General features: G+C 46.8%; 20 protein-coding genes and 1 pseudogene. 17 read left to right on the top strand and 4 right to left on the bottom strand.

Translation table 11 applies throughout. From position 1 onward, the window contains the following. Positions 1-2: 2 nt before the first annotated feature. Positions 3-2,267, bottom strand: a pseudogene (gene ponA / locus F905_RS10480) (penicillin-binding protein PBP1a); the annotation flags it as partial. A gap of 171 nt (positions 2,268-2,438) precedes the next feature. On the opposite strand from ponA, the gene F905_RS10475 reads away from it, so the two are divergent. From F905_RS10475 to F905_RS10395, 17 genes are all read left to right on the top strand, one after another. Next, a complete protein-coding gene (locus F905_RS10475; protein ID WP_005180518.1) occupies positions 2,439-3,497 on the top strand; it encodes a pilus assembly protein PilM in 1,059 nt (352 codons plus the stop codon). Then, the gene (locus F905_RS10470; RefSeq protein ID WP_005180516.1) at positions 3,497-4,132 is read left to right on the top strand and encodes a PilN domain-containing protein; all 636 of its coding nucleotides are present in this window, start codon (positions 3,497-3,499) and stop codon (positions 4,130-4,132) included. The genes F905_RS10475 and F905_RS10470 overlap by 1 nt, the downstream gene beginning before the upstream one ends. Then, positions 4,129-4,848: a type IV pilus inner membrane component PilO gene (locus F905_RS10465; RefSeq protein ID WP_005180513.1), complete on the top strand. Its 720-nt coding sequence runs from the start codon at positions 4,129-4,131 to the stop codon at positions 4,846-4,848. Before F905_RS10470 ends, F905_RS10465 begins: the two co-directional genes overlap by 4 nt. After that, entirely contained in the window at positions 4,848-5,375 is a 528-nt protein-coding gene (locus F905_RS10460; RefSeq protein WP_034598246.1) for a pilus assembly protein PilP, read from the top strand. Before F905_RS10465 ends, F905_RS10460 begins: the two co-directional genes overlap by 1 nt. A 60-nt stretch (positions 5,376-5,435) precedes the next feature. Beyond that, positions 5,436-7,574 (top strand): type IV pilus secretin PilQ, encoded by a 2,139-nt coding sequence (locus F905_RS10455; protein ID WP_171065122.1) that lies wholly within the window; start codon positions 5,436-5,438, stop codon positions 7,572-7,574. 36 nt (positions 7,575-7,610) lie between these two features. Beyond that, positions 7,611-8,153 (top strand): shikimate kinase AroK, encoded by a 543-nt coding sequence (gene aroK / locus F905_RS10450; protein WP_005180498.1) that lies wholly within the window; start codon positions 7,611-7,613, stop codon positions 8,151-8,153. A 22-nt stretch (positions 8,154-8,175) separates the two neighbouring features. After that, positions 8,176-9,258 (top strand): 3-dehydroquinate synthase, encoded by a 1,083-nt coding sequence (gene aroB, locus F905_RS10445; RefSeq protein WP_005180494.1) that lies wholly within the window; start codon positions 8,176-8,178, stop codon positions 9,256-9,258. Between the two features lie 12 nt (positions 9,259-9,270). Beyond that, positions 9,271-10,107, top strand: a complete 837-nt coding sequence (locus tag F905_RS10440; RefSeq protein ID WP_005180491.1) for a hypothetical protein — start codon at positions 9,271-9,273, stop codon at positions 10,105-10,107. A gap of 438 nt (positions 10,108-10,545) precedes the next feature. Continuing rightward, entirely contained in the window at positions 10,546-15,021 is a 4,476-nt protein-coding gene (gene gltB, locus F905_RS10435; protein WP_155756628.1) for a glutamate synthase large subunit, read from the top strand. Positions 15,022-15,094: 73 nt separating this feature from the next. Next, on the top strand, positions 15,095-16,516 hold the full coding sequence (locus F905_RS10430; protein ID WP_005180487.1) for an FAD-dependent oxidoreductase: 1,422 nt from the start codon (positions 15,095-15,097) through the stop codon (positions 16,514-16,516). A 242-nt stretch (positions 16,517-16,758) separates the two neighbouring features. Then, positions 16,759-17,643 carry a metal-dependent hydrolase gene (locus F905_RS10425; RefSeq protein WP_005180485.1) on the top strand — a complete coding sequence of 295 codons (885 nt, stop codon included), beginning with the start codon at positions 16,759-16,761 and terminating at the stop codon, positions 17,641-17,643. A 165-nt stretch (positions 17,644-17,808) separates the two neighbouring features. Then, on the top strand, positions 17,809-18,399 hold the full coding sequence (locus F905_RS10420) for a LemA family protein (RefSeq protein ID WP_005180484.1): 591 nt from the start codon (positions 17,809-17,811) through the stop codon (positions 18,397-18,399). Positions 18,400-18,425: 26 nt separating this feature from the next. Beyond that, positions 18,426-19,490: a TPM domain-containing protein gene (locus F905_RS10415; protein ID WP_005180482.1), complete on the top strand. Its 1,065-nt coding sequence runs from the start codon at positions 18,426-18,428 to the stop codon at positions 19,488-19,490. After that, entirely contained in the window at positions 19,484-20,044 is a 561-nt protein-coding gene (locus tag F905_RS10410) for a TPM domain-containing protein (protein WP_005180479.1), read from the top strand. Before F905_RS10415 ends, F905_RS10410 begins: the two co-directional genes overlap by 7 nt. A 195-nt stretch (positions 20,045-20,239) precedes the next feature. Beyond that, positions 20,240-20,809 carry a pilin gene (locus tag F905_RS10405; RefSeq protein ID WP_005180475.1) on the top strand — a complete coding sequence of 190 codons (570 nt, stop codon included), beginning with the start codon at positions 20,240-20,242 and terminating at the stop codon, positions 20,807-20,809. Between the two features lie 73 nt (positions 20,810-20,882). Further along, positions 20,883-21,617, top strand: a complete 735-nt coding sequence (gene tfpZ, locus F905_RS10400) for a TfpX/TfpZ family type IV pilin accessory protein (protein WP_005180473.1) — start codon at positions 20,883-20,885, stop codon at positions 21,615-21,617. A 91-nt stretch (positions 21,618-21,708) separates the two neighbouring features. Continuing rightward, a complete protein-coding gene (locus tag F905_RS10395; protein WP_005180471.1) occupies positions 21,709-23,349 on the top strand; it encodes a PglL family O-oligosaccharyltransferase in 1,641 nt (546 codons plus the stop codon). A gap of 111 nt (positions 23,350-23,460) precedes the next feature. On the opposite strand, the gene bfr is transcribed toward F905_RS10395, so the two are convergent. The 3 genes from bfr to F905_RS10380 all read right to left on the bottom strand — a co-directional run bounded on the left by bfr (position 23,461) and on the right by F905_RS10380 (position 24,884). Beyond that, positions 23,461-23,925 carry a heteropolymeric bacterioferritin subunit Bfr gene (gene bfr / locus F905_RS10390; RefSeq protein ID WP_005180468.1) on the bottom strand — a complete coding sequence of 155 codons (465 nt, stop codon included), beginning with the start codon at positions 23,923-23,925 and terminating at the stop codon, positions 23,461-23,463. A gap of 226 nt (positions 23,926-24,151) precedes the next feature. Continuing rightward, positions 24,152-24,346: a bacterioferritin-associated ferredoxin gene (locus F905_RS10385; protein WP_034597991.1), complete on the bottom strand. Its 195-nt coding sequence runs from the start codon at positions 24,344-24,346 to the stop codon at positions 24,152-24,154. Positions 24,347-24,500: 154 nt separating this feature from the next. After that, positions 24,501-24,884: a RidA family protein gene (locus F905_RS10380; RefSeq protein WP_005180461.1), complete on the bottom strand. Its 384-nt coding sequence runs from the start codon at positions 24,882-24,884 to the stop codon at positions 24,501-24,503. Between the last annotated feature and the right edge of the window lie 66 nt (positions 24,885-24,950).

Here is a 24,950-nt window from a genome sequence, read left to right as displayed (position 1 = left end):
ACGGTCCAGACTGACCCAGGCTTCCGGTGTACCTTGCAGGGCTTTGCCCATAAACTCGGTCCAGATCGGCAGAGCCGCGACACCGCCATATTCACGACGACCCAAAGTCGTTGGCTGGTCAAAACCGACCCAGGAAATGGTCACCAATTTGCCATTAAAGCCGGCGAACCAGGCATCTTTAGCATCGTTGGTGGTTCCGGTTTTCCCGCCAATATCATTACGGCCAATGCGCAGGGCAGCGCGTCCGGTACCGTACTGAATCACATCACGTAGAATATTGGCCATATCATAGGCCGAGCTGGATTTTAAAATACGCTGTGCCTGACGATACTGACTGCGTTCAATCTTGTTGGCTGGCGCTGCATCTGCGGTCTGAATCGACTGATTGGTGACTTCAATCACTTCATCATCTGGTGTTTTTACTTCCGCTGTTTCAGGATTTTTTTCATCTTCACTGATACAGGCAATGCAGGCATATTCAGGATTGGCCTGATAGATGGTTTTGCCATACGCATCTTCAATACGCTGAATAAAATGCGGTTGTACCCGATAACCGCCATTGGCAAAGGTGGCATAGCCGGTGGCCATTTGCACCGGCAGCACCTGTGGCGTACCTAAGGCGATGGTGTAGTTACGCGGAATCTGGTCTTCCTGCAAGCCAAAATCCATAAATAGTTGGCGGGTACGGTCCAGACCGACGGTTTGAAGTAAGCGGACTGAAACGGTATTTCGAGATAAATACAGCGCACGGCGTAAAGGAATCATGCCCAGATAACGGCCATCCGAGTTACGTGGTGACCATTTGCCAATGGTAATTGGGCTGTCATTCAGCATGGTATGCGGGGTCATGCCGCGTTCCAGCGCCATCGCATAAACAAAGGGTTTGATAATTGAGCCTGGCTGGCGCCAGCCTTGCAAGGCACGGTTAAAGGTCGATTGATAAAAGTTATAACCGCCGACAATGGCTTCAATCGCGCCATTGTTTGGGTTAATTGCAATCAGCTGCCCCTGAACTTTGGGAACTTGCACCAGTGACCAGGAACTTTTGTTCTGGTTGGGGCGTAAACGGACAATATCGTTAACTTTGACAATTTGAGCTGCCCGGTTTGGTGCTGCGCCAACACTATTGGCATTGCGATAGGGACGCGCCCAGGACATGCCAGACCACGGGACAGTGACGGTAGAACCATCCTGCATCAGAGCTTCAAAAGAATTGTTCAGGACTTTGGTGACTTGTGCGGGATAGGTGTTGGCAAAGGCACGAAAGTCACTCAGTGGCTGGTCATGCGCTTCGGCACCGCGCCAGCCATGACGGCGGTCATATGCTTCTAGACCATTTTGCACCGCCTGTTCGGCATAAGCCTGACGTTTACTGTCAATGGTGGTGTAAACCTTATAACCAGAATCAACCGCCTGCTTGCCGAATTTTTTGACCAGTTCAGCTCGGACCATTTCCCCAACATAGGGGTGAATATTACTGATACTGCGATCCGGCATATCCAGGTTAATTGGCTCGGCAATCCCACCCTGATATTCATTCTGGTTGATATAACCGAGTTGCAGCATCCGGCCCAGAATCCAGTTGCGACGTTCTAAGGCACGTTCCGGATTGACCACTGGATTGTAACGTGATGGCGCTTTTGGCAGACCAGCAATCATCGCCATTTGCGCAATACTCAGTTCTTCCAAGCTTTTGTTATAGTAAATTTTGGCTGCTGCCGCGATCCCGTAAGCATTTTTACCGAGAAAGATTTTATTGACATACAGGGTCAGAATTTCTTCTTTGGACAGGTTCTGTTCAATTTTTCGGGCTAGAAAAATTTCAGTCAGTTTGCGTCTTAAAGTGCGTTCCGGGCTTAAATAATAGTTCTTGGCCACCTGCATGGTAATGGTCGAGCCACCGGTTTGCACATTAGAACCGGTCACCGCTTCACTCACCGCACGGCCTAGGCCTTTAAAGCTGATGCCGCTATGTTCGAAAAAGGCCGAATCTTCAGCCGCTAAAAAGGCATAGATAAACTTTTCGGGAATCTGGTTGTACTCGACAGGTACAGAAAGTTTGCCACCATACTCTGCAATTAACTGATTATCCGTGCTATAAACTTGTAAAGGCTTCAAAAGAGGCGCTTTTTTTAGAGTGGTCATTTCCGGCAAAGATGGGGCAATATAGAGATACATGCCATAAAAACCCATCGGAATGGAAACTAACACAATAATTATGAGCAAAAAAATGGATGAACACGGCCCGAACAAGATAGCTTTTTCATAACAAGTAAGTTTTAATAAGAGCTAATGGCAAACTAATTGCTGGTCAGTATAGCCTTTACCCATACGGATTGTTAGATGAGTTATTGTATCCGTACAAAAATATAGACCACAAAGCAACTTAGTGAATGGCATTTTTTTTGGGGATAAAAAAATAATAGGAAAAACTTATTGTGCGCAGGTTATATCGTAAACCGAGTAAGGGGTTAATAGGTGTAGATATTAGTTCTACTTCTGTTAAGTTATTGGAGCTCTCTGTAAAGAATGATCGTTACTGGGTGGAAAGTTACGCCTTGGTACCGCTCCCAGAGGGCAGTGTGGTTGAGAAAAATATTCTGAATCCTGAAGCTGTAGGGGATGCGCTCGAGCGTGCCTTTAATTTGGCCAATACACCGACAACAGCTGCCGCTTTAGCGATTCCAACCTCAATGGTAATTAGCAAGACCATTGAGATGGATGCCGATATGACGGATGACGAACGTGAAGTTCAAATCCGGATGGATGCAGAGCAATATATTCCTTTCCCATTAGATGAAGTTAGCCTGGACTTTGAGGTGCTGCCTGATCGTCTGGCCAATCCAAACCGGGTCAATGTTTTGCTGGTGGCGACACGACTGGAAAATGTCGAGAGTCGCTGTGAAGCGATTGAACTGGCCGGTTTAACCCCAAAAGTGGCAGATGTCGAAAGCTTTGCCATTGAAAATGCCTTTAAAGTCTTCGCCGATACCTTGCCGATGGGGGTAAATACCATTGGTGTGTTAGACATTGGTCATACTATGACCACGCTGTCGGTACTCAAAGACAATAAAATTATCTATACCCGCGAGCAGGTCTTTGGTGGCAAGCAGCTGACCCAGGAAATCCAGAACCGTTATGGTCTGTCCTTTGAAGAAGCCGGCCGCGCCAAGAAAAGCCGTACCTTGCCAGATGATTATGATGTTGAAGTGTTGGAGCCATTCCTTGAGGCGGTGGTGCAGCAGGCGGCACGTTCGCTGCAGTTCTTCTTCTCCTCATCGCAGTTTAATGAAATTGACCATATTCTGCTGGCCGGTGGGAATGCCAATATTCCAGGCCTGGCCAAGCTACTACAGCAAAAACTGGGTTACCGCGTCACCATTGCCAATCCGTTTTTACAGATGGGTTTCTCCTCCAAAATTGATATTAAAAGAATTGAAAGCGATGCCTCTTCATTGATGGTGGCATGTGGCTTGGCATTGAGGAGTTTTGATTAATGGCAAAAATTAACTTACTCCCTTGGCGTGATGAGCTAAGAGAAAAACGAAAAAAAGAATTTATTGCGGTTTGTATTGGGGCTGCATTAATTGGGGTGCTGGCCGTCACGTTGGCATGGTTCTATTACAACCATAAACTGCAGGATCAGGAACAGGCCAATCAGCTGGTGATCAGTACCAATCAGAATCTGGATGTACAGTTAAAGTCGCTGGAAGGCCTGCAAGAGCAGCGTAATGCCATTGTCGAGCGTATGAAGCTGATTCAGGGTCTGCAAAGTCAGCGTCCGGTCGCGGTACGTTTGGTCGATGAGCTGGTCCGCGTTACCCCAAGTAGCATGTATTTGACCAAAGTGGCCCGTATTGGCAATAAATTTACCTTTGAAGGCAAGGCCGAAAGTCCAAACACGGTAGCAGAGTTCCTGCGTAATCTGGAAGCATCGCCATGGTATCGTAACGCCTTCATGAATTCTTTCTTGGCCGTTGAAGAAAATAAAAACAAGGCACCAAGTTCGGTTGTTCCACGGGTAGAAGAAAGCTATGGCAGCTTCGTGGTAACGGCAGATTTGGATGAAATTGCACTTCCAGGCACAGCACCTGCGTCTGGTACTCAAGCAACAGCGGGGGCAGTACAATGAGTCTCGATCAATATGAAGAAATGAATCAGGATCCTGTTGCTGCGCCAAAGAAAAAAATGACGCTGGATAAATTCCTGCAGCAATGGAATACCTTAGATCCGAATAACTATGGCAGCTGGCCGTTTTCCGTCAAGCTGACCATCTGGATCTTTATCATTATTTTAATTGCCTTCCTGGGCTATTTCCTGGCCATCAAGCCGAAGCTGGATGCAATTTCCAATGCGCGTGCACAAGAGCAGAATCTGCTGAATGAGTTTCGTGAAAAAGATTCCAAACTGCGTAACTTGCAGCAATATCAGGCGCAGTTACAGGAAATGGAAGCCAACTTTAACCAGCAGCTACAACAGTTGCCAAAAGAAACCGAAATTCCAGGTCTGGTTGAAGATGTCAACGTTACGGGCGTGAATTCAGGCTTAAGATTTAAAAATATCCGTCTGGAAAATGAAATCAAGCAAGAGTTCTTTATCGAGCAGCCAATTTCGATTGAAGCCACTGGTGATTATCATGCTTTTGGTTCTTTTGTGAGCGGTACAGCCGCTTTACCGCGAATTGTGACCATGCATGATTTCACCATCACTGCCGGTGAAAACAAGGAAAAGAAAACCGATATTCCGCAAATTACCTATGTCGCGAAAGCCAAGACCTATCGCTATGTCGGGAATACCGATGCACAGGCCGGGAATAGCACGACTCCAGCCACAGGAGCAGCACAATGATGAAATTTGAAAAACTTTCGTTGGTTCTGGTGTTGGGCCTACTGGCTGCAGGCTGTGATTCACGTATTGATGCCGTGAATGCACAAATGGCAGAAATCCGTAATCAGTCGCCGTTACCGATTGAACCGGCACCGACTTTTGAGCCGGCACCTGTATTTAACTATGCAGCGCATCAGCTGAAAAGTCCGTTTATACCAAGTTCTCTGGCGGCCGAGCTGAAGATTATGGCGGGTAAACGGGTTTATCCAAACCTGTCGCGCCAGTTGCAGCCTTTAGAAAGCTATGCACTGGAAACCTTGAGCATGAAAGGCAGCATGCGCGGGCAACGCAGCGAAATTCTGGCCCTGATTCAAACTCCAGATGGGGAAATTGAACGGATTCAGCGCGGCAGCTATATGGGCTTGAATCATGGTCGGGTCATCAATATTACGCCGACACAAATTGACTTAATTGAGATTATTCCAGATGGTCGCGAAGGGTATGTTGAACGTCCAAGAAGTCTAGTACTGATTGGGCCGGCGCCATAAATTAAAGGAATAAAAATGAATAATACTGTGAAAGATTTTATTTTTGGGGATGGCATTACAATGAACAATTTGTTCCGTCAGTTTTCAATGGGCGCTGTTGCGATGGCCGTCATGCAAGTGGCCAATGCGCAGGTCAGCATTACCAATATTGTACCAATGCAAATTCCAGGACAAGGTACTGAAATTCGTGTCATGTTCAATGGCTTGCCACCTCAGCCTGCAGCCTATCAGCTTGAGCAGCCATCACGTTTGGTGCTGGATTTTGATAAAGCCCAGCAGAGCTTAAAACAGGCCAGCATTCCGGTTGCGACCCGGGAAGCCAGCTCGGTTGATGTCAGTTCCGATGCCCAGCGTGCACGTTTAACGGTTAATCTGGCTGAAGCGGGTGCTTTTACTACCCGTGTCGAAGGTAATACTTTTATTCTTAAAATTAACAGCACTCAGGCAGCCGCAACACCAGTAGCTGTACAGCAGACGGCTCAAGGCATATCGAATATCGGCTTTCAGCGTGGTGCAGAAGGGGAAGGTCAGGTGGTAATTGACCTGGCAGGCAGCAATACCCCGGTCGATGTACAACAGCAAGGCAGTAAAATTATTGTCCGTACCTTGGGTAATAAAATTCCTGCACATCTGGCACGCCGTTTAAACGTCAATGATTTTGCTACGCCGGTATCTACCATTGATGCACAAAATGATGGCGGTAATGGGGTAATTACCATTCAGTCTGCGGGAAGCTATGAATACATGGCGTACCAGGCAGAAAATAAACTGACCATCAGTCTGAAACGTCCGGTAGATAAGAACCCGTTCAAACCGCGTGCAGCACAAAGCTATACCGGCAAAAAGATTTCTTTAGATTTCCAGGATATTGAAGTGCGTCGTGTGCTGCAGTTACTGGCTGATTTTACCGGAATTAACATGGTTGCCGCCGATACGGTACAAGGCAATATCACCTTACGTCTCAAAGATGTGCCGTGGGATCAGGCACTAGATATTATTTTAAAAACCAAAAATCTGGATAAACGCCGTAATGGCAATGTGATCTGGATTGCACCCGTCGCAGAGCTGATCAAGGCCGAAGAAGAAGAAGCCAAAGCGATTGCACAAAGCGTCAAGCTGGCGCCGCTGCAAACCGAATATATCCAGTTAAATTATGCCAAGGCTGCTGATATTGAGAAACTGATTACTGATGGTAAAAACGCATCCAATTCTCGAGGCGGCACAAATTCGGGTTCTGGGGCAGATCCACTTGGTGATAGCGTCGGTAGTCTGCTCAGCCCACGTGGTACGGTGTCGGTTGATCCACGAACCAACACCCTGATTATTAATGATACTGCACAAAAAATTGACCAGATTCGCGGCATGATTGACTTGCTGGATGTATCGGTGAAACAGGTGATGATTGAAGCGCGTATTGTGCGTGCCACCACTGACTTCACCAAAGAGATGGGGGTCAAGTGGGGCATCCTGTCACAAGGGATCATGAATAATAACCATCTTCTGGTCGGTGGTAGTGATACCACACTGTGGAATTTACGTGAGCCGGAATTTGACGATGAGCGTGGTGGTTATACCTATGAAATTGAACGTCCACAAAACTTGAATGTCGATTTGGGGGTCACCAGCCCAGGTGCGAGCCGGATTGCTTTTGGTCTCATCAGCCTGTCTGACTTTATGCTGGATTTAGAACTGTCTGCCCTACAAGCTGATGGTTATGGTGAAGTGATTTCGACACCGAAAGTACTGACTGCTGATAAGCAACAGGCCAAAGTGGCTTCAGGTACGCAGATTCCGTATCAGTCTGCTGAAGGTGGTGGTGTCAATGCGGTGTCAACCACCGAATTTATTGATGCAACTTTAAGTCTGGACGTAACGCCAAGTATTACCCCGGATGGTAAAGTACAGATGAACCTGAATATCACCAGTGATAGTCCGGGAGCACCAACGCCGACCGGTCAGCTGACCATTAACAAAAACTCGATCAATACCAATGTACTGGTCGATAATGGTGAAACTGTCGTGCTTGGCGGTATTTTTGAGCAGCAGACAGCCAATCAGCAAACCAAAGTGCCATTCCTGGGGGATATTCCGTATTTAGGCCGTTTATTCCGTAAAGATATTAAATCGGACAATAAACGTGAGTTGCTGATTTTTGTGACACCACGAATTGTTAATGACAGTGTTTCAAGAAATCATTAATATATTTTCAATTTAACAAAATAAATAGGTGACTCCTTGCCAAGCAAAGAGTTTAACGCCCTGCCAAATATCTATTTGGTGGGGCCGATGGGGGCCGGAAAAACCACGGTAGGGCGACATTTGGCAGAGCTGCTCGGACGCGAGTTCCTGGACAGCGATCATGAAATCGAGCGTCGTACCGGGGCCACCATTCCCTGGATTTTTGAAAAAGAAGGGGAAAGTGGTTTCCGTCACCGTGAAACCACCGTCATTGACGAGCTGACCTCTCGTACTCAACTGGTTCTTGCCACCGGCGGCGGTGCAGTCACCCAGGCCCCGAACCGTGAATTCCTCAAACAGCGTGGTATTGTGGTATATCTGTATACCCCGGTGGAAATCCAGCTGCAACGTACCTACCGCGATAAAAACCGTCCTCTCCTTCAAGTTGAAAATCCTGAACAGAAACTGAAAGATTTGCTTGCAGTACGCGATCCATTATATCGTGAGGTGGCGCATCATATTATTGAAACCAATCAGGGGGCAGCCCGTGATCTGGCGCAAAAAATCCTGAATGAGATCGTGGCGAAGAAATCAATTTAATTGAGTATAGTGTTTTAAAACCATGCAAACCTTATATGTTGAACTCGGCGATCGCCGTTACCCGATTTTTATTGGCAGTGATTTAAATCCGCAGACGCTACTGGAACCTTATATTCAAGGCAAGCAGGTCATGATTGTGAGCAACAGTACCGTGGCGCCTTTATATTTAGAGCACTATCAAACTGCCATAGAAGCACTGGGTAAACAGGTAGCAACATGTATTTTGCCCGATGGTGAAAAATACAAGGATATTCAGCATCTCAACCTGATTTTTGATGCCCTGCTAGAGGCCGGGTTTAACCGCGATTGTACCGTGCTGGCACTCGGCGGCGGTGTGATTGGTGATATGGCCGGTTTTGCCTCAGCCTGTTTCCAGCGCGGCGTGTATTTTATTCAGGTACCGACCACCTTGCTGTCTCAGGTCGACTCAAGTGTGGGTGGGAAAACCGGGATTAACCATCCGCTAGGTAAAAACATGATTGGTGCCTTCCAGCAGCCGCAAGTGGTGCTGGCCGATATGTCACAGCTCAAGACCTTGCCGGATCGTGAGCTGTCTGCTGGTCTGGCCGAAGTGATTAAATATGCACTGCTGGGTGATATTGAGTTTCTGAACTGGTTAGAACAGCACATGGATGCCTTGGTGGCGCGTGATCCGGTTTTACTGGCAGAAGCGGTGTACCGTTCTTGTGCGCACAAAGCCCGTATTGTCGCCAATGATGAAAAAGAGCAGGGCGAACGCGCATTGCTGAATTTAGGCCATACCTTTGGTCATGCTATCGAGTCTTATCTCGGCTATGGCGAATGGCTGCATGGTGAAGCGGTTGCGACCGGCATGGTGATGGCCGCCGATTTATCGTATCGGATGGGCTGGATTTCCGCAGACGATGTTGAGCGTACAAAAAGAATCATTTCTCGTGCCCAATTGCCGATAGTATGTCCTAAAATTCCGTTGGATGATTTTCTCGGTTTTATGGCCCATGACAAAAAAGTGCTGAATGGCCAGTTGCGACTGGTGTTAATGCAGCGTCTGGGACAGGCCATCATTACCCGGGAATTTGATCCGGAATTAATGAAACAGTCTATTCTTGCGCATCAGGCAGCATAAATAAGGGATCCCATGGCAGCAGCATCACAAAGCGTCAAACAACGTGTTCAGAATTCCATCTGGTTGGTGTGTGGTGCGCTGTGTCTGCTGCTGGCGATCGTCTTCTGGGCCCTTACCGATCGTGATGAGCTGATTGAAGTCGAAAAAGCCCCAGAATCAGAAGTTGAATTGCAGATTCAGCCGGCAAAAGTCGCGGCAACCGCGCATTTGGGTGCCTTGATCGACGAAGTCAAACCGCTGGAACAAACCAAGCGTTTAACCGCTTCTGGTCTGCATGAACCCGAATTCCGTGGCACCAAATTTATCTCCGAGCAGCGTAAAAACCAGACCATTGAACTGTTTCGCGTGAGCGAAGAAGACATTATCAAGGGTTTTCTGAAAAAACAGGCCGATCGCCAGAATTTTCTTTATATTCGCTTGAGTGGTGAGAACCGCGCCGAGCAATATGTGCTGCTGTATGGCAATTATAAAAATACCAGTCAGGCGCAAAGCGCTTTAGAACAGCTAGCGCTGCAATTGCCTGCATCGGTCAAGCCGGTGGTGACCAGCTTTATGGACTATCTGCCGTTTGTGAATGACCTGGGTGCAGAGGAAGTGAGCCTGAACAATAAACTCTATGAAGTGGCTTTAAAGCCGGCTGCGCTGCCGAAAATTGATGAAAGTCTGCTGGCTGCACCAAAACAGAGCGCAACCAGTCCGCAACGCTCCACCACAACCACCACCGTAACCCGCCGTGATCAGGACGGAAACGTGGTGGATGTGCAAAAATCACAAAGCGGTGTCGCTCCATCTGCACCAGCATCGAAGAACACCACCACAGAACAAGAAATTAGCGATCCTTTCAATTAAACTGCCGTTCTAAAATAGCGCAGGCTGGTGTATAAAAATAAAGATATGCACAAAAACAGTGCGTATAAAATAAGCGAAACTTCCCTGAAAGCGCACCGCTCTCACTGAAACTTGCCCAAATTAAGTCATTTAAAAATAGCACAATAAAGTTGGCATCATTTTTGCATTATTGGGGCATCAATTGAGTTAATGTCCCTATTTTGGAGCAAGAAAGATTCAATGATTGTGCGAAATCGTCAAATGTTTATGCTTGATTTAAGTGCGTAAAGGCAGTCACGGTTTTCCTCAGCTTGTCATCTTGATCACTCAAGATCAGAGCCAGGAGAAATGAACTTGCTCAACATGGATCTTAAGCTAAGTCAGTCGGACCAGGTCGCAAAAGAAAGTAGATTGTTAATGCCCAGCAAGGGCGCGTTGAAAGAAGGGTACGCTATGCACATGCCATCGCCTAATACTGTAGCTCCCGCTCAAGGTTTATACCAACCGGATGAGTTTAAAGATAACTGTGGTTTCGGTTTAATCGCCCATATGCAGGGTGATGCAAGCCATGATCTCGTCAAGACCGCCATTCATAGTTTGAGTTGTATGACCCACCGTGGTGGTATTGCCGCAGATGGCAAGACGGGCGATGGTTGCGGTCTATTGCTTGCCATGCCAAAACAGTTCTTCCGTGAAGAAGCCAAACGCTTAAGTGACATTACCTTAAGTGAAGTGTTTGCTGTGGGCACCATTTTCCTGAGCCTCGATCCGGCCTTAGCTGCGCATGCCAAACAGACATTGACCAAAGAAATTGAAGCAGAAGGCTGTAAAGTCATTGCCTGGCGTGTAGTGCCAACCAATAACGATGCCTTAGGCTCAATTGCCATGCAGTCTTTGCCTGCCTTTGAACAGGTCATCGTGAACTGCCCGATTGGCGTGACTGAAGTTGAATTTAACCGTAAATTATTTTTGGCGCGTCGCCGTGCCGAGCAGCAACTCAGCAATGATCCGTATTTCTATGTGACCACTTTATGTTCAACTGTGATCAGCTATAAAGGTCTGATGATGCCAGCTGCGATTGCTGACTTCTATACCGACCTGGCTAATGAGCGTTTAGCGTCCCATATTGTGGTATTCCACCAGCGTTTCTCGACCAATACCTTGCCACGCTGGCCGCTGGCGCAGCCGTTCCGTTATCTGGCGCACAATGGTGAAATCAACACCATTACTGCAAACCGTAACTGGGCGCTGGCACGTACCCCTAAATTTGAAAACCCGTTGTTGCCGGGCTTAACCGAGCTGAATCCAATTGTGAACCGTACCGGTTCAGATTCATCCAGCCTGGACAATATGCTGGAAATTCTGGTGGGTGGCGGTATGGATTTGTTCCGTGCGCTACGTATGCTGGTACCACCAGCCTGGCAAAACGTGGAAACCCTGGATGCAGACCTGCGTGCCTTCTATGAATTTAACTCGAAACACATGGAAGCCTGGGATGGTCCGGCAGGTCTGGTGATTCAAGATGGTCGTCATGCCATCTGTATGTTGGACCGTAACGGTTTACGTCCGGCACGCTGGGTCATCACCAAAAATGGTTACATCACCTTGGCTTCTGAAATTGGGGTTTGGGGTTATGAACCGGAAGATGTGGTGTCGAAAGGCCGTGTCGGTCCGGGTCAGATTCTGGTGGTGGATACCATGACTGGCAAAGTGCTGGACACCAGTGATGTGAACCAGCATCTGAAAAAAATGCGTCCTTATCGTGAATGGTTACGTGAAAATTCAATTCGCGTTCAAGGCAGCCCGGAATTAGAAGAATATTTATGTGATCAGGGCTTAAAAGGCGATGGCCTGAAAGCGGCACAGAAAATGTTTATGGTCACTTTTGAAGAGCGTGACCAGTTGCTGCGTCCAATTGCAGAAAGCGGTCAGGAAGCGGTCGGCTCGATGGGCGATGATACCCCAATGGCCGTCTTGTCGCGTCAGGTACGTCATGTATCGGATTATTTCCGTCAGCAGTTTGCGCAGGTCACCAACCCGCCAATCGACCCGTTACGTGAATCGATTGTGATGTCGCTGGAAACCTGTCTGGGTCGTGAGCAAAACGTATTTGAGCAGGGGCCGGAACATGCTGATCGTCTGATCATTTCTAGCCCGGTGCTGTCAAACTCGAAAATGCACCAGATTCGCACTTTGGGACGTAAAGGCTATGAAATTGCCGATATCGACCTGAACTATGCTGAAACTGAAGGTCTGGAAGCGGCAATCACGCGTATTTGCGAGCAGTCTGCGCAAGCGATTCGTGATGGCAAAACCTTATTGGTACTTTCCGACAAGAAAATCCGTGAAGGCTATCTGCCGGCCAATGCGGTGATGGTCACTGGGGCAGTGCATCACCACCTGATTAATACCGGTTTGCGTACCGATGCCAACCTGATTGTGGAAACCGGTTTTGCCCGTGATCCGCATCAATTTGCAGTGTTGCTTGGTTTTGGTGCAACCGCGATCTATCCATATCTGGCCTATGATGTGATCAATGATCTGGTCGCTAAAGGTGAATTGCTCGGTGATCCAGTCTATGCACAATCGAACTTCCGTAAAGGGATTGAAAAAGGCCTGCTGAAAGTCCTGTCAAAAATGGGTATTTCAACCGTTGCTTCGTATCGTGGCGGTCAGCTGTTTGAAGCAGTTGGTTTATCTGCCGAAGTAGTGAATACCTGCTTTAGCGGTGTGCCAAGCCGTATTCAGGGTGCGACTTTTGTCGATCTGGAAAATGACCAGAAAAAACTGGCAGATACCGCGTGGAAAGCGCGTAAGCCAATTGATCAGGGCGGTTTGCTGAAATTCGTATTTGGCAAGGAATATCATGCCTTTAACCCGGATGTGATCAACTCCTTACACAAGGCGGTGCGTTCAGGCAATTATGCCGATTTTAAAGAATACGCCGAGATTGTGAATAACCGTCCAATCGCGACCATTCGTGATTTATTTAAACTGAAAACAGACAATTCGATTCCGCTGGAACAGGTGGAATCGGTTGAAGAGATTTTACCGCGCTTCGACTCAGCCGGGATGTCTTTAGGTGCCTTATCACCTGAAGCACACGAAGCAATTGCGATTGCCATGAACACGATTGGTGGTCGTTCGAACTCGGGTGAGGGCGGTGAAGATCCAGCGCGTTACGGCACCATCCGTAACTCGAAAATCAAACAAATTGCATCGGGCCGTTTTGGTGTGACGCCTGCGTATTTAACCTCTGCAGAAGTCCTCCAGATTAAAGTCGCGCAAGGTGCAAAACCAGGTGAAGGTGGCCAGTTGCCGGGCGGTAAAGTAAACGGACTCATTGCGCGTTTACGTTACTCTGTACCGGGCGTAACCTTAATTTCGCCGCCGCCGCATCACGACATTTACTCGATTGAAGATTTATCACAGTTGATCTTCGATTTAAAACAGGTGAACCCACAGGCGATGGTGTCGGTGAAACTTGTTTCTGAGCCAGGTGTCGGTACGATTGCGGCCGGTGTTGCGAAAGCTTATGCCGATTTCATTACCATTTCTGGTTATGATGGCGGTACAGCGGCTTCGCCACTTTCTTCTATTCATCATGCCGGTTCTCCGTGGGAGCTCGGTCTGTCTGAAGCACATCAGGCACTGCGTGTGAACGACCTGCGTGGTAAAGTTCGCGTACAAACCGATGGTGGTTTAAAAACCGGTCTGGACGTGGTGAAAGCGGCCATCCTCGGTGCAGAAAGCTTCGGTTTTGGTTCTACCCCAATGATTGCTTTAGGTTGTAAATACCTGCGCATCTGCCACCTGAACAACTGTGCGACCGGTGTGGCGACGCAGCAGGATCACTTGCGTCAGGAACACTATATCGGTGAGCCGCAAATGCTGATCAACTTCTTCACCTTTATTGCTGAAGAAACCCGTGAATGGCTGGCGGCGCTGGGTGTATCCAGTCTGAAAGACCTGATTGGTCGTACAGACTTGCTGGAAATCCTGCCGGGTGAAACCGACAAGCATGCCCATCTGGATTTAAGTGCCTTGCTGGAATCGCATCCTGCCGCGGAAGGTAAGGCGCAGTACTGTGAAGTACAGGGCAATGAGCCGTTCGATAAAGGTGTATTGGCCGAGCAGATGGTTAGCGAGATGCTGCCAGCCATTGAAGCCGGTACAGGTGGTGAATTTAATTACAGCATTGGCAACTGTGACCGTTCAATCGGTGCACGTATTTCCGGTGAAATTGCCCGCCGTTATGGCAACCTGGGTATGGAAGCCCATCCGGTGAAAATGAACCTGACTGGTACTGCAGGTCAATCGCTGGGTGTCTGGAATGCCGGTGGTTTACACATCAAGCTGGAAGGCGATGCCAACGATTACGTGGGTAAAGGTATGGCTGGTGGTCGTCTGTCGATCTTCCCACCAAAAGGTTCGCCGTTCCAGACCCAGAATACCGCAATTATTGGGAACACCTGTCTATACGGTGCCACTGGCGGTAAACTGTTTGCAGCCGGAACTGCAGGTGAGCGTTTCGCGGTGCGTAACTCGGGTGCCTTTGCTGTGATTGAAGGCGCAGGCGATCACTGCTGTGAATATATGACCGGTGGTATCGTAACGGTACTGGGTAAAGTCGGACACAACTTTGGTGCCGGGATGACAGGTGGTTTTGCTTATGTACTTGATTTGGACAACGACTTCGTTGACCATTACAACCATGAGCTGATCGAGTTAAACCGTATTTCTACAGAGTCGATGGAAGAACACAAAGAGTTCTTGTCACGTATCTTAGATGAGCATATTCAAGAAACGGGTAGTGCCTGGGCGTACAAGATCCGCCATGAGTTTGATTACTACAGCCGCAAGTTCTGGCTGGTAAAACCAAAAGCAGCCAACTTGCTGACTTTGTTAAAGACAACTCAAGCTGATCCTCAATAATTCCACGACTGCAGAAATGAAGCCAGATGCAAGGCAACTGTGAATCCCTTGCATCTAGCCACGGAGTAAAGACATGGCAGAACGCCTAAGTAATGACTTTCAATTCCTGGATGTTGCACGCCAAGACCCAGAGAAAAAAGAGATTGACGTCCGCAAATCTGAGTTTGTGGAAATTTATAAGCCATTTACCGCAGAAGTGGCGACCAACCAGACCCATCGCTGTTTAGGCTGTGGTAACCCGTATTGTGAATGGAAATGTCCGGTACATAACTACATTCCAAACTGGTTAAAACTGGTTTCAGAAGGCCGTATTTTCCAGGCAGCAGAACTGTGCCACCAGACCAACACTTTGCCAGAAGTTTGTGGCCGGGTTTGTCCGCAAGACCGTTTGTGTGAAGGTGCCTGTACCTTAAATGATGGCTTTGGTGCCGTGACCATCGGCAATGCAGAAAAATACATCAATGACACTGCATTTGCGCTGGGCTGGCGTCCAGACATGTCGCATGTCAAATGGACCGATAAAAAAGTCGCGATTATTGGTGCGGGCCCGGCAGGTCTGGGTTGTGCTGATATTCTGGTGCGTAACGGTGTAAAACCGGTGGTGTTTGACAAACGTCCGGAAATTGGTGGTCTGCTGACTTTTGGTATTCCAGAATTCAAGATGGAAAAAGACGTAATGAAACGCCGCCGTGAAATTTTCACCGGTATGGGCGTAGAATTCCGTTTAAATACTGAAATTGGTACAGATGTCACCATTGACCAGTTGCTGGCTGATTACGATGCGGTATTCATGGGCATGGGTACTTATACCTATATGAAAGGTGGTTTTGCCGGTGAAGACCTAGATGGTGTGTATGATGCACTGGATTTCCTGATTGCCAACGTGAATCGTTGTCAGGGCTGGGAAAAAGATCCATCGGAATACATCTCAGTCGAAGGCAAAAAAGTGATTGTCCTGGGTGGTGGTGATACCGCGATGGACTGTAACCGCACCTCAATCCGTCAGGGTGCCGCGTCAGTGACCTGTGCCTATCGCCGTGATGAAGCCAATATGCCGGGTTCACGTCGTGAAGTAACCAATGCGCGTGAAGAAGGCGTGGAATTCCAGTTTAACCGTCAGCCAATTGAAATTGTGGGTGAAAATGGCAAAGTTACTGGAGTAAAAGTGGTGACCACGCAACTGGGTGAACCAGACAGCCGTGGCCGTCGTAGTCCAGAGCCAATTCCGGGTTCAGAAGAAATTCTGCCGGCAGATGCAGTGCTATTGGCCTTTGGTTTCCGTACCAGCCCAGCCGACTGGTTTACCGATGTGAACATCAACCTGGATGGTTCAGGTCGTGTCGTAGCTGCAGAACAGCAGGAATTTAAATTCCAGACTTCAAACCCGAAAATTTTTGCCGGTGGTGATATGGTGCGTGGCTCTGATTTAGTCGTGACTGCAATCTGGGAAGGCCGTCAGGCAGCAGAAGGTATTTTGGATTATCTGGATGTCTGATTCACGCTGAATTCATTCAAGAAGCCCGCTTTTAGAGCGGGTTTTTTTTAATCACTTTGGTTTTAGAGTTAATCCCTGAAAATGAAAAAGAGACAAGGGCTGCTAGCAAATTTTATTGAAATGCACTTTATGCAACCGGTGATTTTGAAGTTTTTTGCAAATTGAATCGGTCTTTTTGCCATAGGGGAAAAGTGATTTTGTTCACATACTGAGCTTCTCCAAAACAAAAAAGGTCAGTAACCATGACGCAAGTGACGGCAGAAAAATCCTATCTTCATCGTCCGAAAGCCATTGGGATCACGGTTCGCCGGCTCAAATTTAACCCTCATGCTATCCGCCGGCATTATTTTGCCAATTCTCCGGTGATGTCACATCTGCTTACCGCCTTATCTTCCACTTTTCCCATTGGTGAGCAGTTTTTTGTGCATAGCGTGCGCAATGTACGTGATCAGGTTCAGGATCCGCAGTTACAGGCACAAATTGCTGCGTTTATTGGGCAAGAGGCGATGCATTCCAAGGCACATCGTGAATTTAACAATGCCTGGCGCCGTGATGATTATCAGCTCGATCGTTTTCAGGCCTGGCTGCCGCGTAAAGATCATCATGTCAAAAGTCTGCCCCCTAAAGTGCAACTGGCGATTACCTGTGCCTTTGAACATTTTACTGCGCTACTGGGCGGCTATATTCTGCGTCATCCGGAAGTGTTGAGTACGCTGGATGATGATGCAGCCAAGCTGTGGATCTGGCATGCGATTGAAGAAATTGAACATCGGGCGGTGGCATTTGAGGTATATCAGCATGTGTATGCCGATCATCGTCTGCGCCGTATGATTATGCGCAGTGTTACTGCCGGTTTTGCCAGTCTGACCTTTTATAGCACCTCACAGCTGTTTTTGCAGGACAAGAAAAACAGTATGCCGAAAATCGGCGGTAATCTGTTTGGTTTGTATTTGCTGGCGAAAATGCTGCTGCAGTTATTGCCGGAATATCTGTCTTATTACCGGAAAGATTTTCATCCGGCCAAAATCAATTACAGTCGCAGCCTTAGATACTGGAAGCAGCGCATGGCAACGCAGTATCAGGTTGAAGGTTTCCAGCAGGAACAACAGCCACAATTACTCAGTTAATTCAAACAGATGTTGGATAACTAATCGAAACCAGGCCGATTATGTGTCTGGTTTTTTCATGCGTGTATGTTTTCCAAGTGATAAATAAAATTAACAAAACTGGGCTAAAATACCGTTAGAATCAAATTATTGAACAAATACAAATAAATAATTAGAGGATAAGGTATGAACTTGATGAAAAAAACACTGCTGATGCTGGCACTCAGCAGCAGCTTGACTCTGAGTGGCTGTGGCTATAACACCTTGCAGGTCAAAGATGAAGCCGTGACCGCGGCCTGGTCGGAAGTACAAAACCAGTATCAGCGCCGTGCCGATCTGGTGCCGAACCTGGTCAATGTGGTGAAAGGCTACGCTGCACATGAAGAGCAGGTGCTGACTGAAGTGACCCAGGCACGTGCCAATGTGGCCGGCTTAAAAGTCGATCAGGCGGTGCTTGAAGATCCGGCTCTGTTCCAGCGCTATCAGGAAGCGCAAGCGCAAATGACTGGCGCGTTATCGCGTTTAATCGCGGTATCAGAAAATTATCCGGATTTAAAAGCCAATCAGCAGTTCCGGGATTTGCAGGTGCAGCTTGAAGGCACCGAAAACCGTATTGCGGTAGCGCGTAACCGTTATATCACTACGGTGCAGGACTTTAATGCCTACTCACGCCAGTTCCCGCAGGTAATGACCGCAAAAGTAATTGGTATGGACACCAAGCCAAACTTTAGTGCCGATCAAAACGCGCAAACTGCACCGACCGTGTCGTTTGAATAATCCCAAGCCCCAAGGAGCCGCGGATCATGCCTGATTCAATTACTGCTCTCATCCGGTGGATACTGCACAGCCTGCTGTTGTGCTGTGCACTATTGCTCAGTTCACTCAGTCTGGCAGATACCGCTGCTACCGGCTCAGCAGATGATCTGGCGGCGGCGCGTATCATTCAGGAACAGCAACGTGCGGCCAATGCTCGTCATCAGAGTCAGGCAACCGCTGCATCCGAGGCAAGTGTTGAACAACCGGCGATTGCCAATGATATGGCAGAAGGGGAGTCCATCCGCGGCTTGCCGACTTTAAATGAGCCGGTGATTGATCAGGCCAATTTGCTGAGTGCAGCGCAGAAACAGGCGATAAGCCAGCGGATTTTAGCGCTGCATCAGCAGGGTAAAGCACAAATTGGGGTGGTGATTGTGCCGACCACCGGTCAGGAAGATATTTTTGATTTTGCCATGCGCGTTGCAGAACGCTGGCAGTTGGGATCGGCCAAATATGACAATGGCTTGCTAATTGCAATTGCGGTGAATGATCGACGTATTCAGATTTTAACCGGTTATGGTCTGGAAGGGGTACTACCTGATATTGTGCTGGGCCGGATTATCAACAACCAGATCACGCCGTATTTTAAACAGGCACAATATGCCAGCGGCATTGAAGCCGGTCTGGCCGAAATTGAACGTATTTTGAATATGGACCCGGACGTGGCGGCCAATGCTGCCAAAGAGCTACAAGAACGCCAGCAACAGGCCTTACGTGAGCAGCAGGCACGGGAAAAAACTTTTAATACAGTCATTTTTATTTTAATTGCCGGGGTGATTGGCTCTTATATTGTCGGTAAACGTCTCAGCGCCTCAACCGCTGCGGTGGCAGCTACGGTAGCGGGGCTGGTCAATGGTGTGGGTATATTTACCAGTCTGTTGATGGGCCTTGGGATTTTCTTTTTACTCATTACCGCACTGGCCCAAGCGATTTTTCATATTTTCCTGGCCTCGGCCGGTCGTGGCGGTGGAGGCGGCGGCTTTGGTGGTGGCGGTGGATATAGCGGCGGAGGTGGCGGCTTCGGCGGGGGAGGAGCATCAGGATCATGGTAACCACAACAGATACAACCGAAATTATTACCCAGCCGAAAACTCAGGAGCTGAGCCAGCCCAGTTTAAAACGCTGGTTTAAGCACTTTTTCTACATGCCAGCCACCAAGCGCTTTTTTAACCAGCAGGATCAGTATGCGATTGCACAAGCGGTCACAGAAGCCGAGCATGGCCATATTGGTGAAATACAGGTGGTGATTGAAGGCTGTCTGCCTTCGCGTTTCGCTTATTATCAGGATACGCGTACCCGTGCACGACAACTGTTTGCTGAACTGGGTGTCTGGGATACGGAATATAACAGTGGCGTACTGCTTTATTTAAACCTGTGTGAGCGTAAAGTCGAGATTGTGATTGATAGGGGCATTAAGCATGCCACTGAGCAGCAGGTCTGGGATGAGATTTGCCAAAAAATGGTGTATGGCCTAGTGCAAAGAGAGTATCAACAGGCAGTGATCTTGGGGGTTAAAGAAATTGGCATGATTCTAGATGGTTTTTATGACCGGAAAATTCAGGATGAAGCCAATGAGCTGGGGAATAAACCAATTATTCTTGGTTGATGTTGTAAATATGTGACACTAAGTGTCACTTTTTTACATAAAAATACATTAAAAAAAGAAAGTAAAATTTTTTTATTCTTAAATGGCTGTTTTTTCTTTAAATATATTTATAATAAAAGTTGGCACACATAGTGCTATATACAAAATAGCTTATAAAGCTTATAAAAAATTAACAAAACATTTGTGGAGAATGTTATGAAAACTGTTCAAAAGGGTTTCACCCTAATCGAATTAATGATCGTTGTTGCGATCATTGGTATTTTGGCTGCTGTTGCATTGCCTGCATACCAAGATTACACCGTACGTGCAAAAGTGTCTGAAGCAATCCTTGCAGGTTCAGCATGTCGTACTGCAGTTACAGAAGCAATTCAAAATGGAATAGTTCCTACCAAAGGTAACTGGGGTTGTGAACAAGGTACTCCTGAATCAGCAGCAGATGCTGGTGATGCTAAACGTGCTTCTAAAATGGTGGCCATGGTTGACGTTAATTCTGATGCATTGCCAGGTCAAATTACTATTACGCTAGAAAAGCTTCCTGAATTGAAAGCAGCATCTGAGACAGTAATTCAAATGACTCCATTAGTAGATACAAATACAGCACTTAAAGCTACGTGTACTGGAGAAGGCGATACTCGTAAATGTGACTTTAGTAGTGCTGCATCAGCAGGTATTTCTGAATGGTCTTGTGGTCCTCAAGCGAGTGATGCTGGTACTCCTACTAAGTACTTACCTGCAACTTGTCGTACAGTACAAAGTTTCTCTTAATTATATGAGAGATAAAAAGCTGACTTCGGTCAGCTTTTTTATTACTTATTTCTAATTTTCACAGAGCAGATTTATGTCCAAACGTTTAAAATTTTTCTTTGGTCATCTACTTAGTTCATGTTTAGTCGCTTTATTGGTGGTTGGATTAGTCTTTTTTATCTGGTATCCATCTCCACTTGCTACAGCAGTTGGTGTAACTCATATCTTCTTAATGCTATTGGTTATAGACGTAATTTTAGGGCCTATATTAGGCTTATTGGTCTATAAAGAAGGTAAAAAAACACTTAAATTTGACCTGAGTGTGATTATTCTTATTCAAATTGCGGCTTTGTGTTATGGAGTATATAGTATTGAACAAGGTCGCTCTGCATGGTTAGTTTATAATGTAGATCGTTTTGAATTGGTGCGAAAAAATGACCTTATTTTAGAAAATATTGACCAAGCACAACCTCAATTTCAGCATGTGTCATGGACTGGTCCACAATTTGCTGCAGTAAAATTAGCAGAAAGCCCACAGCAACGTCAAAATGATATGTTTAACGAGGTATTAGGGGGCGTTTCACTTGCTCAACAGCCTGCTCGTTATATAGAACTTACTCAAGCTAAAACCCAAATTCAACAACGTGCATTACCACTTAATGAATTGGAACAGTACAACCCAAAAATTGACGCTGAAAAAATTTCAGCAAAATATCCAAAAGCCGATGCTTGGGTGCCACTAAAAGCCACTGCTGTAGATATGGTAGTCTTAGTCAATAAAGAAACCGCAGAAGTCATCAAAATCGTCGACCTCCGCCCTTGGCACTAACGCAAAATAGAATAGTAATTTCACCAAGCAGCTGATTCCCTCAGCTGCTTTTTTGATTATCATAGCTCATCTTTTTCTCAACTCTTGCAGCATGAAATTTTTCCTCTTGCTTCTCGCTGGTATTTTTATCTCCCTCGCTTGGCTCCTTCCCATTCATTACCGTCCCTGGGTCACTTATACCGGCGAGCTATATGCCTTTTTTGCACTATTTGCTTTGGCTGCTATTTTCCTAAAAGAAAAACTGATTATCCCTAAAATTAGCCTGCCTTTACTGGCCTTAACCGCTGTCCCGTTTATCCAATGGGCCTGTGGTTTGCTGTTCTTTTTTGATAAAGCCCTATTTAGCACCCTATATATCTTTGGTTTTTGGCTGGCGATTGTACTGGGCTATAACCTGACCCTAGATGCCGCGCAGCGAGAAAAAATATTTACAGGTTTCAGTTTCGTCTTTTTAGGCGTTGGCACCCTAACCGGTCTCATGGCTATTTGCCAATGGCTCACCATCGACCAGTATTTCCCGTTTATGGTCGATATTCGTACTGGCCAGCGTCCTTATGCCAACTTTGCTCAGCCGAACAATATGGCGACCTTTTTGGTCATGTCCTTAATGGCCTGTTTATATCTATATGAAAAACAGAAACTGAAAACAGCACTTTTGGTTGCAACTGGTTTGGTCATCTTAAGCGGGGTGGTGCTAAGTCAATCACGGACCTCTTGGGTCGCCTCACTGTGTATTCTGGCCTATCTCGGTTATCAGCAATATCAAGGCTATATCCGCCTGAAATGGTGCTATAGCGCGCTCTGGTTTACAGCTTTTGTTGGTTTAATCTTTATTGCCCCTTCCGTAAGTCAGCTACTCTCTCAAAGCGCAGATATAGCGGTCCAGTCTCGTGATGTGGTACAGCGTGCCACAGGGGATATGTCACGACTGGCGATCTGGGAGCAAATGCTGCATGCAATTGCCCATCAACCCTGGTTTGGCTATGGCTGGCATCAGACCAGTGTCGCATACACCACGATTAGTGAATTTTTCCAGGGACCGGTATGGATTCGTAGCGCCCACAATGTGGTGCTCGATCTTCTGCTCTGGAATGGTCTGCTGATTGGCCTGCCATTATTGGCTTATCTGGCCTATTGGGGCTATCAATTACATCGGCAGGTGAATTCAACTATTTCGGTGATTGGTCTGTTGATGCTTGGTGCCTTCCTGATTCATGCCATGCTGGAATTCCCGCAGAACTATGCTTATTTTCTGCTCCCCGCCGGCTTTATCTTGGGAATTGTACAATCGCAACGTCCAAATGCTGGCGTGCAGTTATCGCCAATATTCATGCGGGTTAGTTTCGGTTTAGGCTTCATCCTGTTACTGCTGATTTATCGTGATTATGAAGTAATGGTGCCAAAGCTAAATCAATCGGTGCGTTATGAAAAAACACCGGAAAAAATCACCAACCAGGATCAGATTTATCTGCTCGAGGAATTTAACCGTCGTATTGCCTGGATTCGTCTGAATCCATATAGCCAGCAAAGTCCGGAGCAGTTGCAGCAGATTCATGAAATTGTGCTGAATTATCCAACCCAGTATGACCTGCTTAAATATGCCCGAGTGCTGGCCTTTAATGGCTATGAAGCCGAAGCCAAACAGCAGCTGGAACTGTTAAAGATCTTACGAAAGGTCGAGGTGGATTATGACAGCTTGCTGGATGGGGCAGAAATCAGCAAAGAGCCGTAAATTATCTTCTGATTTTTAAGGCTGCTGTTTGGGATTTGAAACACATTGCTCAATCCATAAAAAAGACCGGACTTCCGGTCTTTTTTATGCAGTTAATCTTTTTAATTGAGCTTAGAGCTGACTCTGAATATAGTTTTCAATACCGACAGATTCAGTTAAATCCAGTTGCGTGGTCGCCCAGTCCAGATATTCTTCTTCTTTTTCCAGAATTTCCTGAACCAGATCGCGGGTTACATAATCCATTTCCTGTTCAGCCAAAACGACGGCTTTCTGAATGGCTTCAATATTTTCTTTGACTTTACGGACATCGCAGTTCAGTACTTCAACGGTATGCTGACCAATATACAGTTTGCCCAGATGTTGCAGATTTGGCAGACCTTCTAGAAATAAAATCCGCTCGATAATTTTATCGGCATGTTTCATCTGACGAATTGATTCTTTATATTCCGCCGAACCGAGTTGTTCAATGCCCCAGTCATTAAACATACGCGAATGTAAAAAATATTGGTTAATTGCAGTCAGGTGATGATACAAAACTTGGTTGAGTTGATTAATCACCTCACGATTGCCTTTCATTGCACTACTCCATCTCACAATTTCTGCCCTAAACAGTTTTAAGGCAATCTAGAGCTTTATCTTAAACAAGATGATGCAGGATGGCGAGTAATTTATTGAACGGCAAATGAAAATCGTCATCAATGCGATTCGGCAGCAATGCCCGGTCAGGCAATAAAAACCCGCCTGAGTCAGAAGCGGGGGAGGAGAGTCGGCCCACGGACCGAAGGATTTATTCTTATTGGAATTAGGCAGCTACTGCGAGACGGCCAGCAAGTTCGGCCACCTCATCGCTAATAATGGCACGTGCTTCAGGGGCACAGCGGCCACAGCAGGTTCCCAGATCCAGCAGGTCACGAATTTCGCGATAGCTTTCAGCACCGTTCGCTACGGCGTCTTTAATGTCTTGATCTGTAATACCACGGCACAAGCAAACGTACATTGATACAACCATAAAGAATTAAATAAGATAAGTGTTATTATTGATAATTATTATCGTTTGTCAATAAAAATCATTTGAAAATTCATTTGTTGTGATTGGGTTTTTGAATAAAAAAATACCATCTTATCGATGGTATCTTTTTTGTACAGCTAAGTTATTGATTAATAATTACTACACCATCCATTTCAACCAGTGCACCTTTAGGTAGGCTGGCCACACCTAAAGCGGCACGCGCTGGATATGGCTGGGCAAAATATTCACCCATAATCTGGTTCACCAACTGGAAATTGGATAAGTCGGTCAGGTAGATATTGAGTTTGGCAATATCAGCCAGCGTGCCACCTGCGGCTTCACAGACGGCTTTCAGGTTATCAAAAACACGGCGGATTTGCGCTTCAATGCCTTCAACCAGTTCCATGCTGTAAGGATCAAGGCCAATCTGTCCTGACAGGTACACGGTATTGCCAACTAAAATGGCTTGAGAATATGTACCAATGGCAGCAGGCGCATTTTCAGTATGGATCACTTGGCGGGACATCGATTTCTCCTTTTATAAGTATGGACAGCATAAACGATTAGCCGGGCAGGCTCAGGCCTATCGTAT

Source organism: Acinetobacter sp. CIP 53.82 (assembly GCF_000369465.1).
In the GTDB taxonomy this organism is placed as follows: Bacteria; Pseudomonadota; Gammaproteobacteria; order Pseudomonadales; family Moraxellaceae; genus Acinetobacter; species Acinetobacter indicus.
This window is presented reverse-complemented; position numbering and strand designations above follow the sequence as displayed.